The sequence below is a fragment of the Eubacterium coprostanoligenes genome, assembly GCF_900167205.1.
Lineage (GTDB): Bacteria > Bacillota > Clostridia > Oscillospirales > Acutalibacteraceae > Eubacterium_R > Eubacterium_R coprostanoligenes.
In genome coordinates this window covers 13979-28898 of the sequence record NZ_FUWW01000004.1, presented here as the reverse complement: position 1 = coordinate 28898, position 14920 = coordinate 13979, and the positions used below count along the sequence as shown (strand labels likewise).

Genomic DNA, 14920 nt, shown 5'->3' with positions numbered 1-14920 from the left:
TATACCATTTTCCTCACCTTTTGTAAAGAAAAAAACAAAGCCCAATCCTCTCGAATTGAACTTTATCAGCAGTCTGAGGACTAATGAAAAAATTCCATTAGTCCTTTTTTGGAGCTGATAGTCGGACTCGAACCGACGGCCTGCTCATTACGAATGAGCTGCTCTACCAACTGAGCCATATCAGCATATCGGGCACATCTGGTGGATGTGCCTTTTGTTTTTATTTTTTGGAACGGGTGTATTATAGCACACTCAAAATTATTTTTCAAGCAATTCCGCCAAAGTGTTGAAAACAAAATCAACCGATTTTGCCCTAACTTCGTTTCTGCCGATATTGCCAAACTGCATTGTGCGAGTTGTCACATTTCCCAGGACATAAAAGCCAAAACAAACCATACCGACCGGTTTTTTGGCGGTGCCTCCCGTTGGACCGGCAACTCCTGTGATTCCTACTCCGACCTCGCTATGAGCTTTTTCGGCAACACCTTTGCACATCTCCCCTGCAACCTGTTCGCTGACTACACCGTAGCTTTTGATAGTCTCGGGGTTTACATTTATAAGTTCAACCTTTGCTTCGTTTGCATAGGTCACAAACGACATATCAAGCACCTTTGAAGCATTTGACACATTTACGAGCGTGCCGCAACAAAGGCCTCCTGTGCATGATTCGGCAAAGGAAATGTGGAAGCCTCTGTCAATTAATTTGTTTACAACCTGTTCTTCAATAGTCATATTACTCAATACCGTTTTGGATTTTTGCCGCTGTCAATGTGTTTTTCATAAGCATAGCGATAGTCATCGGACCGACACCGCCAGGAACAGGAGTGATGAAGCTACACTTATCCTTTACATCCTCAAAATCCACATCACCGCAGAGTTTGCCGTTTCCATCTCTGTTCATACCGACATCAATCACAACTGCGCCGTCCTTGACCATATCAGCCTTGACAAATTTTGCCTTGCCGATTGCAGCAACAAGAATATCGGCTTCCTTGGTAATATCTGCCAAATTTTGAGTTCTTGAATGAGTGATTTCGACAGTTGCATTTTCGTGAAGAAGAAGCATTGCCATAGGCTTGCCGACAATATTTGAACGACCGATTACAACAGCCTTTTTGCCCGAAACATCAATCCCTGTTGAATGGATAAGTTCCATAACACCGGCAGGAGTGCAAGGCAAATAATTGTAATCACCAATCATAATTGCACCGACATTTACAGGGTGGAACGCATCAACATCCTTGAGCGGGTCAATACGATTGATAACCTCCTTATCATCAAGATGTGACGGCAACGGAAGCTGACAAAGAATACCATTGATTTTGTCATCCTTATTGAGTTTGTCAACAAGTGCATTAAGCTCGTCCTGTGTGGTTTCTGCCGGAAGTGCATATTTTACGCTGTAAAATCCGCAAGCCTCGCACGCAACCTCTTTGTTGTGAACATAAACCTGTGAAGCAGGGTCGTCTCCAACAATAATTACTGCAAGACCCGGTATAATTCCCTTTGCTTTGAGTTGTTCGCACTCTGCCTTAACATCCTCTTTTACTTTTTTTGACACTGCTTTTCCGTCAATAATATTCATTTTTTATTCCTCTTATCTTTCTTTTCCTGCTTTTTGAGAGCCTTTTGTCTTTTCTTCTCTTCAAGTTCAGCCTTTTGCTCTGCCTTTGCTTTTTTATTTGCTTCTTCTAAAGCATCCAAGTCATCAAGTTGAAGTGCTTTTGGCAATTTGCCCTTCTTGTATTTTGTCATAAAATAAATGAAAAATACAAGAGCAACAACCACGATAATTGCCGACAAAAGCTGTGAAACACGGATGGTTGTTGACCCGATATACAGCGAATCCGTTCTCATTCCCTCAACAATCATACGCTCTGCGCCATAAAGTATACCATAGAGCATGAAGATTTCGCCCTTGAATTTTCTGAAATAAGTTACAACAATATGAAGCACAACGAAGCTCAAAAGACACCATACGCTTTCGTACAAAAAAGTTGGGTGCACCGCTGTGTTTGGATCAACTGTTATACCCTTTTGTGCAAGGAGTGCCGCCGAATTTTCCAAAGTGTCGTGAATTTTAGGCGACCACATTCTAAACAGCGCCGTGTCGGTGTTAGTGCCAAACGCTTCCTGATTGAAGAAGTTGCCCCATCTGCCAATACCTTGTCCAATCAACAAACCGAGAGAACCTAAATCAAGAAGATTGAGAAAATCAATTTTGCCAATTTTACAACCAATTGCCGCACCGATGAGAGCGCCAATGATACCGCCATAAATTGCAATACCGCCATTCCATATTGCAGGAATTTCATTGAGATGTTGAGAATAATATTCCCACTCAAACGCAACATAATACAGTCTTGCGCAAACAATGCCAAGCAATGTGCCCCAAATGAGAACATCGGTCATTCCGTCAAGACTCATTTTCCATTTGTACGCCTTACGACCTCCGTACAAAACCGCAAGTGAAAAGCCGAAAGCAATGATTATGCCATACCAATGAATGTCGTATCCAAACACTGAAAAGGCAACGGACGGCAAGTCAAAATCAATTCCCAAGCCGTCAAAATATACATGTGTTATATTAGACATCTTTATCCTCCTAAAGATTTATTACTGATATAATATAACACATATTTTATAAAAATTCCATAGTATCACAACAAAATATATAAAAGTGCCAAAATTAATTTGTTGTCAGCGCCCTCTTTTGACAAAATTAAAATCAATGCAAGAACCAATCCGGCTGAGCTGTCCTTGAGCGATGAAGAAAAAAGAGAACCTGTTATATCCCCCAAAAAAGAAAGCGGCGACTCATTTTTGTTTTCTTTTTCCGTCTTATCTTGGTTATCGCTGCAAGGCTTTGAATCAACATAATTATTTGCTTTTTTTCGCATTTCTTCAACACGGCGCTTTGCGTCATTTATATCATTTGAATTAAATTCGTTCATTTAAAACAATTCCTTTATGTAGGGAAGAATATCAAACAATTTCAAAATACGGATTGCTTTATCGGCTTTTAGTTGAGATTCCTCCGACAAATGCGGTTTCAGCGCAATAATCAAATCCGCATCTTTTGATGAAGTGTTGTTCATTTTGTCAAAAATCGTTTTTGCCTTAAGCATCATATTGAGATCGCTTTGCGAAAGATTTAAGCCGTTTGCAAGAACAGAATTTTTATCACTTTTTGCTGATTTTTGTTCATCGGCATTGCCGTCGCCTAAAATTGACGAGGCAACACCTTTGAGCATTTCTATATCATTTTCGGAGAGAGAGGAAATAATATCATTTATGTTGTCCATTTCTATACCTATTTTTTCATAAATTTCTGCATAAGTGCTTTTGCTTCGGGTGTGTTTAGGATTTTTTCGGTGGCATTTTTATCTGACAAAACCTGTTTTATTTTTCGCTGTGCATCGGGAGGCAGATTTTTGCTCATATAGCCGTCAACATTTCCGCTTTGAACAGCTTTTTTCAATTCGTCAACATCAATATTTTTCATTGAAACACTCGCCCTTTCATAGTATAATCTACTTAAAGATATGATTAATTAAGGTGGGATATGAATGAGAATAGTAGTTATGTCAGACAGTCATATGATGGTGTCGGCACTTCTTGACATTATTGAACGACACAAGGACAATGCGGATTTATTTTTGTTTTTAGGTGACGGCAACAAGGACCTTGACACAGCGTTGCAACTTCATCCCGATATAAAAATTGACAGGGTGAGCGGAAACTGTGATTTTATGTCCGACCTCCCTGCAAGCAAGGTAATTGAATTTGGCGGCAAAAAAATACTTTTCACTCACGGTCATCCATACAATGTGAAATATGGATATCAAATGCTTTGCAGTGAGGCAAAATCAATCAGTGCTGACATAGTTTTATTCGGTCACACTCATATTCCATATGTCGAAACAATCGACTCTATACATTATATGAACCCCGGCTCTGCCCGTGACGGAAATTACGGAATTGTTGACATTGAGCCAAGCGGAATTTTGATGTATAATGCAAAAATTTAATTATACAAATGTTAATTTTTAAATATACACTTGTATAAAATTGAAAATGTGATATAATATACATACTAAAATATTTGTACAAGAGGTTTACGGTATGAAAGACCAATTATCATGCAGTGAAATTACCAAGCGTAAGATTGCGGCTGCGTTGAAAGAATTAATGCAAACCACACCGTTTGAAAAAATCACTGTTTCAGACATTTCAAACAAGTGTGAAATGCACAGACAAACATTTTACTATCACTTCCAAGACAGATATGAGCTTCTTGACTGGTTGCTATACAACGAAATCATCAGCAAACTTGTTGAGAACTTTTCATACGAAACAATGGAAGAAAACTTTTTGACACTGTTCAACACAATGTACAACGACAAAAAGTTCTATCAAAATGCGGTAAAAATAAATATGGGTGATGTCTATTCATATCTTTCAAAAGTCGCAATAAATCAGTTTGAAAAAATCATTAAGGAAGTCATCAAGAAAAATTATCTCAGTCCAATCAGTGATGACCAATCAGCCATTGCAGAATTCTTTGGATTTGGATTAGGCGGAGTAATCATCAGCTGGGTTGATAAAGGTATGAAAGAAACTCCGCAAGAAAAGGCAAACAAGGTTAAGTCGTTTGTCGAACAAATCAGAATTATCGTTTCAAAGAAATAACTACAAATGTAAAGCCGTCAGGTAATGAAAGAAAATCATTATTTGACGGCTTTTTATTTTATTATCTTTGTAATGTAATTTGCTTTACAAAATGCTATTATATTAGCGAAAATGTGGAAAATTATGTGGAAATAAAGTTAAAACAACGGTTTATAGCACCTTTTAAATGTGGAAAAGTGGGTGGAAAGTGTTAAAATCGTAAAGTTTTAACTTTTACAGTTCAAATTTTCAAATTGTTCAAAAAGTAATATCCCCTTTTCAATAAATGAAATTTAAAAGAAAAAAACTTTACACAAGAAAAAAGGACCGTTCAACGAAGAACAGTCCTTTATTAATTTCAATAATTACTTCTTAAAGAATGAAACGATGTCGTTGAATGAATCGTCGTCATTTGAAGTGAAGCTTGCAGGAGCAGCAGGAATTTCTGTTGGAGGAGCAACAGGCTTTGAAGCTGTTGTTGACTTGATTGGAGCACCGGGACCGTCCTCACCGAAGCGAGTAGCGATAACAGTGATAATCATTTCGTCCTCAAGATCCTCATCGAAGTTAGCACCCCAGATGATTTCGCAATCAGGATGAACTGCTTCCATAACAACATTAGATGCCGCATCAATTTCTTCAAGTCCGATATCAGTTGAACATGTGATGTTAAGAAGAACGCCACGAGCACCATCGATAGATGTCTGAAGAAGTGGTGAAGAAATAGCTTGCTGTGCAGCCATCTCTGCCTTGTCCTTGCCCTTGCCGTGACCAACGCCCATATGAGCATAGCCGGCATCCTTCATAATTTCTGTTACATCGGCAAAGTCACAGTTTACAAGACCTGTTGCATTTACGAGGTCTGAAATACTCTGAACACCTTGGCGAAGAACATCATTGGCAATTTCAAAAGCATTAAGAAGAGTAATCTTTTCCTTTGAAACGAGCTTAAGGTTTTCGTTTGGAATAACCATCAAAGAGTCAACATTTGAAGCAAGCTCATTGATACCCTCTTGAGCTTGTTGCATACGACGCTTGCCCTCAAAACCGAATGGAGTTGTAACAACACCAACGGTGAGGATGCCCATTTCTTTTGCAAGTTTTGCAACAACAGGAGCGGCACCTGTACCTGTTCCACCGCCCATGCCGGCTGTAACGAATACCATTTCACAGCCTGAAAGAACATCTGTCAATGCTTCCTTTGATTCCTCTGCAGCCTTAAGACCAACTTCCGGTCTTGCACCTGCGCCACGGCCCTTTGTAGCCTTTTCGCCGATAAGAATTTTATGTGTAGCAGATGACTGGTCAAGAGCAGGCTTATCAGAGTTTACTGCAACGAACTCTACATCCTTTACTCCACATTTAACCATACGGTTAACAGCGTTTCCGCCGCCGCCACCTACGCCAATTACTTTTATTGAAACAACTTTGCTGTCGTCAGTATCGATTTCATATCTACCCATTTTTTTATTCTCCTTATCTTTATTTTTTCGGTACAACACTTTTTAGTGCTTCACAATTGCTATTGTAACAGTTTTGTAACCGGTTTGCAATACTTTTTAAAAAATAATCTAAATATTTTTTCCAACCTTTATAAATTTATACCCCTGTTTGTTGTGCAAAGTGCATAAATTATACAATTTGTAAGTGTTGATGTAAGAATTTTGCTTTACAGAAGGAATTATTTAATTTTGTTATTTTTTCTCTGTAAAGTATATTTGCTTGTCATTTGTGGCTGTCAAAGTACCTTCGGCATCCGGATTGCTGTCATTTAGCTTTTCTATGGCTGTTAAAGCAGTAAAGATTTTGTCTTTTATACCGTTTGTTTCGCCTAATTTAATTGTAATACGATTATCATATACAATATAATTACTTACAAGGCTTTCTGAATATATTGCTGTAATCTTTTTGAGCTTCAAATCGTTGACTGTTTGCATAATTGATTGAAGGTCATCAACAAGCTCTTTGTTTGTCAGTTCTGCAACTTTGCCGGGAACTGCATTTTCAAACGCTGTCTTTTTTACTTCAATCCCCTTTTTTGGTGCAGACTTAACATTTGCTTCAAGGATTTTAAAATTATTATCAAAATAGGTATATGTGTTGTTACTGTTCTTTACATAATAAACATATTCAGGCTCTGTAACATTCACTATAATTGTTGACGGTAGCTTGCGTGTGATTTCTACACTATAAATATAAGGCAGATTTTCTTCAAGTTTTTCCGTTGCACCATTTTTGTCTATTGTGAAAAGATTTTTTTCCTTTTCAATCGGCAAAACAGCCGTGATTTGCTGTGGAGTATATTTCTTTGCTCCGTTCACTTTGATGGTATCTATTTTGAAAAAGACAGTAAAGCTCAAAATAGTTATCACAATCGCAATAAGCAACACAAGACCTATTGCAGTAAATGCAATTCTAAACTTCTTTTTTAATCTGCGTTTCTTCTTCACATTGCCACCCTGCTCCGACTTTTGAGCAGTTCTACGCTGCGGAGAAGCCTGTTTGCGTTTTTTTGACGGCTTGCTCTGTGGCGACTGCTGTCTTGACGGAGTTGAACGGGTTTGACCCTCACGATAAATTTTCGGAGGCTCAAGGTCAAAGAAGCCAAGCTCATCATTGAGTGGCTTCATTGCGTCATTATTTTGATTTTTTGGTTTGCTGTTCTTTTTCATCATAAATCCTCTTTACATCAGCTCCAAGCATTGAAAGCTGATTTTCGATACTCTCGTATCCTCTGTCAATATGATAAATATCCCTGACACTTGAAGTTCCCTCTGCTTTAAGTCCTGCAATAACAACTGCGGCACCACCACGCAAATCAGTGCACCTTACATCTGCCGAATGGATATTTTTTACACCGTTTACAACGGCAATTCTATCATTTACACAAATATCCGTACCAAACAAATTCAATTGTTCGATGTGCTTATATCTGTTTTCAAATATCGTTTCTTTGACAATCGAAGTTCCCTTTGCAACCGAAAGTGCAGACATAACAGGTGCTTGACAATCGGTAGGAAATCCGGGATATGCCATAGTTTCTATTTTTTTAACTCTTTTAAGTCGAGGCGGAGCTTTAATAAATATCGTGTTTTCTTCCGCCTTAATTCTGCAACCCATTTCTTCAAATGCCGGAATTGTTGGCATAATGTGAGGAATACACACATCCGTAAGTTCCACATTTCCACCGGTAATCGCACACGCAGACATAAGAGTTGTTGCCAAAATTCGGTCGGGAATAACGGTGTGTTCTGTGCTGTGAAGCGACTTTACACCCTCAATTACTATCGTCGGAGTTGAAATTCCCGAAATTTTTGCGCCTGCCTTGTTGAGAAACAAAACCAAATCGGCAATTTCAGGTTCTCTTGCTGCATTGACAATTGTTGTAACTCCCGATGCTAAAACCGAAGCAAGAATTATGTTTTCCGTTGCACCGACACTTGGAAACGGCAAAACAATCTCTGCACCCTTAACATTATTTTTTACTGCGCAAACATTGTGACCGTCTGCATAAACACGATAACCCAGGGTTTTCAAGCCTTTAAGATGCAGGTCGATTGGACGAAGTCCGATTTCGCAACCACCCGGAAGATACAAACACGCTTCGCCTGTTCTTGAAGCAAGAGCGCCCAAAAATATAATTGACGAGCGCAACTCTTTCATATATTCCTCAAGGATGTTATTGCGATGAATATTTGACGCATCAACAATCAAAGTGTCATCATTTCTTGTGACCTTTGCACCGAGATAGCGCAATATATTTACGGTTACTTCAACATCTGAAAGACGAGGGCAATTATGTAACACAGTAATTCCGTCAACAAGCACACAAGCCGAAAGAAGCGGAAGCACTCCGTTTTTTGCACCGTGCACCCGAATACTGCCCTCTAATTTTTTGCCACCGTTAATTTGCAAATACTTCATAAAACCACCTATGGCAGTTTATGAAACATACAATAAAAGTGTTAATTATTTTGCAAGAGAGAGAATTATATCGGCAATTCGTTCACGAGAATCAAGGATTGCCATTTCTTTTGCATTCTTTTCAATATTCGCAAGCTCTGCTTTATCACTGATAAGCTCATTCATAAGAGCCTTGAGTGAATCGGTTGTTAAATCCTTTTCACGCAAAATTCTTGCCGCATTACGATTTACAAGTGCCATAGCATTGTGGAACTGATGATTTTCGGCAACATACGGAGAAGGGATAAGGATTGAAGCCTTGCCCATTGCCTCAATTTCTGACAAAGAGGACGCACCTGCTCTGCCGATTACCAAATCAGCGGCAGCCATACAAGTGTCCATATTGTCAATATAAAGTCTAACCTCTGCGTTGCCCTTATAATATACATTTTCGGCTCTTTTGGTAAAGCCGTTTGCTTCGAACTTTTCAAGATATTCCTTGCCGTTTGTTCCAACCGAATGAATGTGATAAACATCATTCTTTTCTGCGTCTTCAAGGATAATATCGAACATTGCTTCATTAAGCGGTGCTGCGCCGAGTGAACCGCCAAATGACAAAACAAGTGGTTTGTCATCTGCAATACCAAGTTCAATTCTTGCGCTGAACTTTGATTTTTTGAGCAGTTCGCCTCTTACAGGAAGTCCTGTGATTACAACATCACACTTTGCTTCCATATGATTTGCCGCATCCTCAACAGTGAGCATAACCTTGTCCACTTTTTTAGCAAGCTGTTTGTTTGTAATTCCCGGATAAGCATTTTGCTCGTGAATGCAAGTTGGAATATGAAGTTTTGCAGCCTCATCAAGAACAGGGCCCGAAACATAACCGCCAAAACCGATAACAACATCAGGCTGAAACTCCTTGATGATGTTCTTTGATTCTTTTTCAGACTTCATTAGTTTGCCGACAGTTTTTACATTTTCGATAATAGCCTTTGGCGAAAATGAACGCTTAAAGCCGTTAATATCAATTGTTTTAAACTCGAAACCTGCGTTTGGCACAAGTCTTGACTCCATATGGTCGGCTGTGCCGATGAACATAATTTTGTAATCGGGATGTTGTTCCTTAATATATGATGCAACGGCAAGTGCAGGATTGATATGACCTGCAGTGCCTCCGGTTGCAAATAAAAGTTTCATAATTTCTACCTCAATAATTTTTAGTATTTACTTTGCGAGAAATCGACAAAACAACGCCCATTTCGAAGCAAAGCATAAGCAGTGATGTACCGCCATACGAGAAGAACGGCAGTGCAATACCTGTGTTTGGAATTGTATCGGTTACAACAAGAATATTGAAAATTGTTTGAATTGCAACCTGTGCAACAATGCCGATTACAACAAGTGAAGAAAATCTATCTTCGCATCTCTGAGCAATTTTGACGCCTCTCCAAAAAAGAATTCCGAAAAGTCCGATAATTAAAGTTGCACCAACGAAGCCAAGTTCTTCGCACACAACTGCAAAAATAAAGTCGTTTTGTGGCTCGGAAACATAGAGATACTTCTGCTTTGAATTGCCCAAGCCTACCCCCCAAAATCCGCCTGAGCCAATAGCATACAGCGAATTGTTGGTTTGCCATCTCAAGCCACGAGGTTCAAACGCTTTGTCTGTCCACGCTCTGATACGGTTTCCCTGATATCCGGGAAGGACATCCGGATTTTTTATTACAATAATTGCAACAACTGCAACGAAGCACAATCCCGCAACATAGTATTCCCATCGAGTACCACCGCAGAACATCAATGCAAGACCGATCATAAAAACAAGGAGTGTGCATGAAAGGTGGTTTTCAAGATAAATAAGAACACAACAAGTTCCAACTAAGAGAGCCGGGAAAATAACGCCCTCTTTAAAATTTTTCATTTTTCTGTAATTTTTGCTGATATATGCGGCAAGCGCAAGTATAAGTGCAAATTTTGCAATATCTGACGGCTGAACCGTTATTGGACCGAACGGAATCCAACGCTTGAATTCCTCGCCGTTTCTTACAACATCAACATGATAAAACAAAACAAGTATCAGCAAACATATTGAAATTACGAAAAGCGGTCTTTCGATTACTTTCAAGAATTTATAATTCAACTTTGACACAAGCAACATCACAATTACGCCTGCAACAGCGAAAATGAGTTGACGCTTGAAATAATAATAGGAGTCGCCTTCGTTTTGAAGTGCATATGGATAAGTTGCCGAAAACAACATTACAAGTCCGATTGTTACAAGGGCAAGTGTTGTGGCAAAAAACGGCAAATCAAAACCGCCGTTTGCAACAAAAAATGACAATCCCGAATTTTTATCAAAAGGATTTTTTGGTTGCTTTTTTGATTTCTTTCGCCTTGGCTGTTCTTCATAAGCTTCACTTTGCCTTGATGAACGGCGTGGAGGCTCTAAATCTCTTCCTGCCATAACTGACTCCTTTCGTAGATTTTTTAATAATTATTGACCAAAATACATAAGCACAAGTGCGATTGCACAGCCAACTGCGTTTACGATTGAAAATACAACGCAGATTTTCTTTTCTTTCCATCCGCACATCTCAAAATGGTGATGAATAGGTGCCATTTTGAAAATACGCTTGCCGTGAGTCATTTTGAAATATCCGATTTGGATAATGTCACTCATAGTTTCGCCAACATAAACAAGACCGATGAGTACAAGCAAAAGCGGACATTTGATTGCAAAACCAAGTGCAGTTACAAGACCGCCGAGGAATAACGAGCCTGTATCGCCCATAAAGGTTTTCGCCGGATTCCAGTTCCAGCAAAGAAAGCCTAACACGCCACCCAAAAGTGCAGATGAAAGGATGCCAAGTCCTGCAAATTTGAGCATTACAGATGCAATAATAAATGTGATTGCAACTGTGAAAGTTACGCTTGAGCAAAGACCGTCAATACCGTCAGTGAGGTTTACGCTGTTTACACAACCAACGATGATGAAAATTGAAACAAGCCAAAATACAACGCCTGTGATATAATTCTTTTCAAAATTTATATTGCCGATAAAAGGCAAATACCAAACTGTATTGTGTGAAAGCCAAAGGGTTGCTGTATAGCCAAGCGCCATAACAAGCTGACCGAACGACTTTTGCTTTGCTGTTAAGCCCTCGTTTCTTTTGAGCTTAATTTTGATGAAGTCATCAGTAAAACCGATAACGCCACAGCCGAATGCAAGGCAAAGACCTGCAATGATAAGCACCTTATCTCTGCCGACAAGAACAGAAGCATAGTCGCTTTCAAGTTTTCCGCCTGCAAGGGTGAACGAAACAGCGCCAATAACAAACGCAACGATAATACCAATGATGAACATCAAGCCACCCATATTCGGAGTGCCCTGCTTTGACTTGTGCCAAGACGGACCGATCTCCAAAATAGTTTGACCGAATTTCAATTTACGAAGCCACGGAATAATTACAAATCCGAGACCGGCTGTGATACCAAAAGCTATAACTGCGGTTATAATATATGCAACAGTAGTGCTCATTGTTTTCTCCATCCTTTATATACAGTATTTATAACATCCTCGAGTTTCATACCTCGTGAGCCTTTGAACAAAACTGCGTCACCTTTTGACGCAATATTCAAAAGCATTTCGGACAATTTTTCTTTGTCATCAAACAAAAATGCGTTTTTCACTCCGCCTTGCTTTGCGCCGTCAACATAAAACTTTGCATCATTGCCGTAAGCAAGAAGATACTCAATTTTGTTTTCTGCAACTGCATTGCCAACTTCTGTGTGGGCAGTTTTTGCATAATCGCCGAGTTCAAGCATATCGCCCAAAACAGCAATTTTTTTGTTGCCCTTAATGTCGCTTAATGTTTTAAGTGCGGCACGCATTGAATCAGGCGAAGCGTTGTAGCAATCCTCAATTGATGTGATACCGTCAACATCAACTACTTTTTGACGCATACCGGCAGGCACATAATCTGCAAGTGCATCTGCTGACAACTGTGGGTCAATATGCAAGAAATAGCCAACAACAAACGCCGCAAGAGCATTGTATACATTGTGTATGCCGATTGTCGGGATAGTTATATGCTGTTTTTTGCCATAATATGCAACATCAAATGAGGTGGAATTATCAGCTTCAACAATGTTTTCTGCCTTAAATTCACCGTTTTCAATTCCGTAAAAAACAACCTTGTGGTGTTCATCCTTAACGGTTTGGAGCATATCATTGTCGCCGTTCAAAATGAGTGGCGCACCCTCTGCAAGTCCCTCGCAAAGCTCAAGTTTTGCCTTGAGAATTCCCTCACGAGAACCGAGATTTTCAATATGCGAAACACCGATATTTGTAATAAGACCTATTGTCGGCTTAACCTCATTGACAAGACGAGAAATTTCGCCAAAGTGGTTCATACCCATTTCAATAACAGCTGCCTCTGTGCTGTTGTCGATTTGAAACAACATTTGAGGTACACCGATTTCGTTATTGAGATTTCCAAGAGTCTTGATTGCATTATACTTTGCCGACACAACAAGATGAGTGAACTCCTTTGTTGTTGTTTTGCCAACCGAGCCTGTCAGACCGATTACAGGAATGTCAAACTTTGAACGATAATAACCTGAAAGACGAAGCATAGCCTTTGCAGTGTCGTCAACCTTGATATATGCACCGTTTGGCTCAATGTCGGAATGAATCATCACGGCAGATGCTCCGAGTGAAAGTGCCTCGTCTGCGAATTGATGAGCGTCAAAGCGTTCGCCCTTAATACAAATGAACAAGCATCCCTTTGTGATTTTTCTTGTGTCTATGCAAACCGAATCAAACTCGGCATCTTCGTTATATGTTGCACCCAAATACGGTGCAATTTCTGATAATTTTAATTTTTCCATTATTTATTAAGTTCCTCTAAAACCTCTGCAACAGCTTCTCTCTCATCAAAATGAATTGTGCCCGTTGGGAGAATTTGATAGGTTTCGTGTCCTTTGCCTGCAAGGAGAATAATATCGTCCTTTTTTGCATTTTTCATTGCCCACGCAATAGCTTCTTTTCTGTTTTCAACAACCTTATAAGGAGTTTTGCTGTCCTTCATTCCCTCAAGAATATCCTTGATAATGTCGCTTGGATTTTCGCTTCTTGGGTTATCGGAAGTTACAACGCAGAAATCAGACAAATCAGCTGCGATTTTGCCCATCTTTGGTCGCTTTGTTTTATCTCTGTCACCGCCACAGCCAAATACTGTGACAACCCTGCCCTTTGCAATTTCCTTTAAGGATGAAATGATATTTTCAAGTCCGTCGGGAGAATGAGCATAGTCAATAATAACAGTATAATCCTGATTTGGAGTTGGCACAACCTCAATTCTGCCCTTTACTCCGTTTGATTTGCTGATTGCTTCAAGCACATCTGTAAAATCAACTCCGAGTGTGAGTGCCACAGAAGTTGCACAAAGTGAGTTATACACACTGAATCTTCCCGGAATAGGACAGTTTACTCTGCCGATTTTTTCACCGATGAGGTCATATTTTACGCCCTCTGATGAAAAACGAACATTTCTTGCAGTGTAGTCTGCCTTCATATTGTCAACGCCATAGGTTACAACCTTGCAACCGCAACCGTCAACGATTTTGAGTCCGTACTCATCATCAACATTTGTTACGGCAATATCGCAAGCCTTGAACAAAAGCTTCTTTGCTTCAAAATAGTTTTCCCAAGTTTTGTGATAATCAAGATGGTCTTGTGTGAGATTGGTGAATGCACCGATATAGAAGTGTATTCCCTCAACTCTGCCCTGTGCAAGAGCCTGTGACGAAACTTCCATAATGCAAAATTCACAGCTTGCATCAACCATTTTTCTGAAAAGTGACTGAAGTTCATATGGGTCAGGTGTGGTGTAATGAGCAGGATAAATTTCACTGCCGACCATATTTTGAACAGTGCCGATAAGTCCGCATTTTTTGCCGACATTTTCAAGAATTTGCTTAATCAAAAATGTTGTTGTGGTTTTGCCGTTTGTGCCTGTTAGACCAATGAGTTTGAGGCTATCGGCAGGATTACCGAAAAATGCAGCACAAATCGGTGAATATGCCATACGGGTATCTTCAACAATAACTTGATTTTCAAGTCCCAAATCGTGCTCGCACACAACGGCAGCCGCACCCTTTTGGAGCATTTCTTCTGCAACAGAATGGCCGTCAAATGAAGCACCCTTGATGCAGACAAAGAGGTAGCCTTCCTCTACTTGACGAGAATCGGCTGTTATGTCCTTAATCTCAACATCTTTATATTCATTTTTTACCTTTACATCTTTTAAAACCTGTGAAAGTTTCATTTTTCCACTCCTAT

The 14920-nt window shown here is 39.6% G+C and carries 16 protein-coding genes and 1 tRNA gene; 2 read left to right on the top strand and 15 right to left on the bottom strand.

What is annotated here, in order from left to right; all coding sequences use genetic code 11:
• Window positions 1-109: 109 nt before the first annotated feature.
• From B5D29_RS02435 to B5D29_RS02405, 7 genes are all read right to left on the bottom strand, one after another.
• Window positions 110-185 (bottom strand) — tRNA-Thr (locus B5D29_RS02435).
• Between the two features lie 73 nt (window positions 186-258).
• Entirely contained in the window at window positions 259-732 is a 474-nt protein-coding gene (locus B5D29_RS02430; protein ID WP_078767991.1) for a CinA family protein, read from the bottom strand.
• Between the two features lies 1 nt (window position 733).
• On the bottom strand, window positions 734-1585 hold the full coding sequence (folD, locus tag B5D29_RS02425; protein WP_078767990.1) for a bifunctional methylenetetrahydrofolate dehydrogenase/methenyltetrahydrofolate cyclohydrolase FolD: 852 nt from the start codon (window positions 1583-1585) through the stop codon (window positions 734-736).
• The gene (gene lgt, locus B5D29_RS02420; RefSeq protein WP_078767989.1) at window positions 1582-2595 is read right to left on the bottom strand and encodes a prolipoprotein diacylglyceryl transferase; all 1014 of its coding nucleotides are present in this window, start codon (window positions 2593-2595) and stop codon (window positions 1582-1584) included. Before lgt ends, folD begins: the two co-directional genes overlap by 4 nt.
• Before the next feature lie 65 nt (window positions 2596-2660).
• Window positions 2661-2954, bottom strand: a complete 294-nt coding sequence (locus B5D29_RS02415; RefSeq protein ID WP_078767988.1) for a hypothetical protein — start codon at window positions 2952-2954, stop codon at window positions 2661-2663.
• Window positions 2955-3305, bottom strand: a complete 351-nt coding sequence (locus B5D29_RS02410) for a hypothetical protein (RefSeq protein ID WP_078767987.1) — start codon at window positions 3303-3305, stop codon at window positions 2955-2957. It lies immediately after the preceding gene.
• Window positions 3306-3313: 8 nt separating this feature from the next.
• A complete protein-coding gene (locus tag B5D29_RS02405; protein WP_078767986.1) occupies window positions 3314-3505 on the bottom strand; it encodes a hypothetical protein in 192 nt (63 codons plus the stop codon).
• A 64-nt stretch (window positions 3506-3569) separates the two neighbouring features.
• Here B5D29_RS02405 and B5D29_RS02400 point away from each other — a divergent pair, with 64 nt between their 5' ends.
• Window positions 3570-4031 (top strand): metallophosphoesterase family protein, encoded by a 462-nt coding sequence (locus B5D29_RS02400; protein WP_078767985.1) that lies wholly within the window; start codon window positions 3570-3572, stop codon window positions 4029-4031.
• Window positions 4032-4125: 94 nt separating this feature from the next.
• Entirely contained in the window at window positions 4126-4692 is a 567-nt protein-coding gene (dhaS, locus tag B5D29_RS02395; protein WP_078767984.1) for a dihydroxyacetone kinase transcriptional activator DhaS, read from the top strand.
• A 344-nt stretch (window positions 4693-5036) separates the two neighbouring features.
• Here the strand turns inward: dhaS and ftsZ are convergent, their stop codons facing one another.
• The 8 genes from ftsZ to B5D29_RS02355 all read right to left on the bottom strand — a co-directional run bounded on the left by ftsZ (window position 5037) and on the right by B5D29_RS02355 (window position 14906).
• Complete coding sequence (ftsZ, locus tag B5D29_RS02390; protein ID WP_078767983.1) at window positions 5037-6134, bottom strand: cell division protein FtsZ; 1098 nt, start codon at window positions 6132-6134, stop codon at window positions 5037-5039.
• 231 nt (window positions 6135-6365) lie between these two features.
• Window positions 6366-7346 carry a cell division protein FtsQ/DivIB gene (locus B5D29_RS02385; RefSeq protein WP_078767982.1) on the bottom strand — a complete coding sequence of 327 codons (981 nt, stop codon included), beginning with the start codon at window positions 7344-7346 and terminating at the stop codon, window positions 6366-6368.
• Window positions 7309-8595 carry a UDP-N-acetylglucosamine 1-carboxyvinyltransferase gene (gene murA, locus B5D29_RS02380; protein WP_078767981.1) on the bottom strand — a complete coding sequence of 429 codons (1287 nt, stop codon included), beginning with the start codon at window positions 8593-8595 and terminating at the stop codon, window positions 7309-7311. Before murA ends, B5D29_RS02385 begins: the two co-directional genes overlap by 38 nt.
• Before the next feature lie 45 nt (window positions 8596-8640).
• Window positions 8641-9774, bottom strand: a complete 1134-nt coding sequence (murG, locus tag B5D29_RS02375; protein WP_078767980.1) for an undecaprenyldiphospho-muramoylpentapeptide beta-N-acetylglucosaminyltransferase — start codon at window positions 9772-9774, stop codon at window positions 8641-8643.
• A 10-nt stretch (window positions 9775-9784) separates the two neighbouring features.
• A complete protein-coding gene (gene ftsW / locus B5D29_RS02370) occupies window positions 9785-11041 on the bottom strand; it encodes a putative lipid II flippase FtsW (RefSeq protein ID WP_078767979.1) in 1257 nt (418 codons plus the stop codon).
• A 30-nt stretch (window positions 11042-11071) separates the two neighbouring features.
• The gene (mraY, locus tag B5D29_RS02365) at window positions 11072-12115 is read right to left on the bottom strand and encodes a phospho-N-acetylmuramoyl-pentapeptide-transferase (protein ID WP_242941724.1); all 1044 of its coding nucleotides are present in this window, start codon (window positions 12113-12115) and stop codon (window positions 11072-11074) included.
• Entirely contained in the window at window positions 12112-13467 is a 1356-nt protein-coding gene (locus B5D29_RS02360; RefSeq protein ID WP_078767977.1) for a UDP-N-acetylmuramoyl-tripeptide--D-alanyl-D-alanine ligase, read from the bottom strand. Before B5D29_RS02360 ends, mraY begins: the two co-directional genes overlap by 4 nt.
• Window positions 13467-14906, bottom strand: coding sequence for a UDP-N-acetylmuramoyl-L-alanyl-D-glutamate--2,6-diaminopimelate ligase (locus tag B5D29_RS02355; RefSeq protein WP_078767976.1), 1440 nt, complete (start codon window positions 14904-14906; stop codon window positions 13467-13469). Before B5D29_RS02355 ends, B5D29_RS02360 begins: the two co-directional genes overlap by 1 nt.
• Between the last annotated feature and the right edge of the window lie 14 nt (window positions 14907-14920).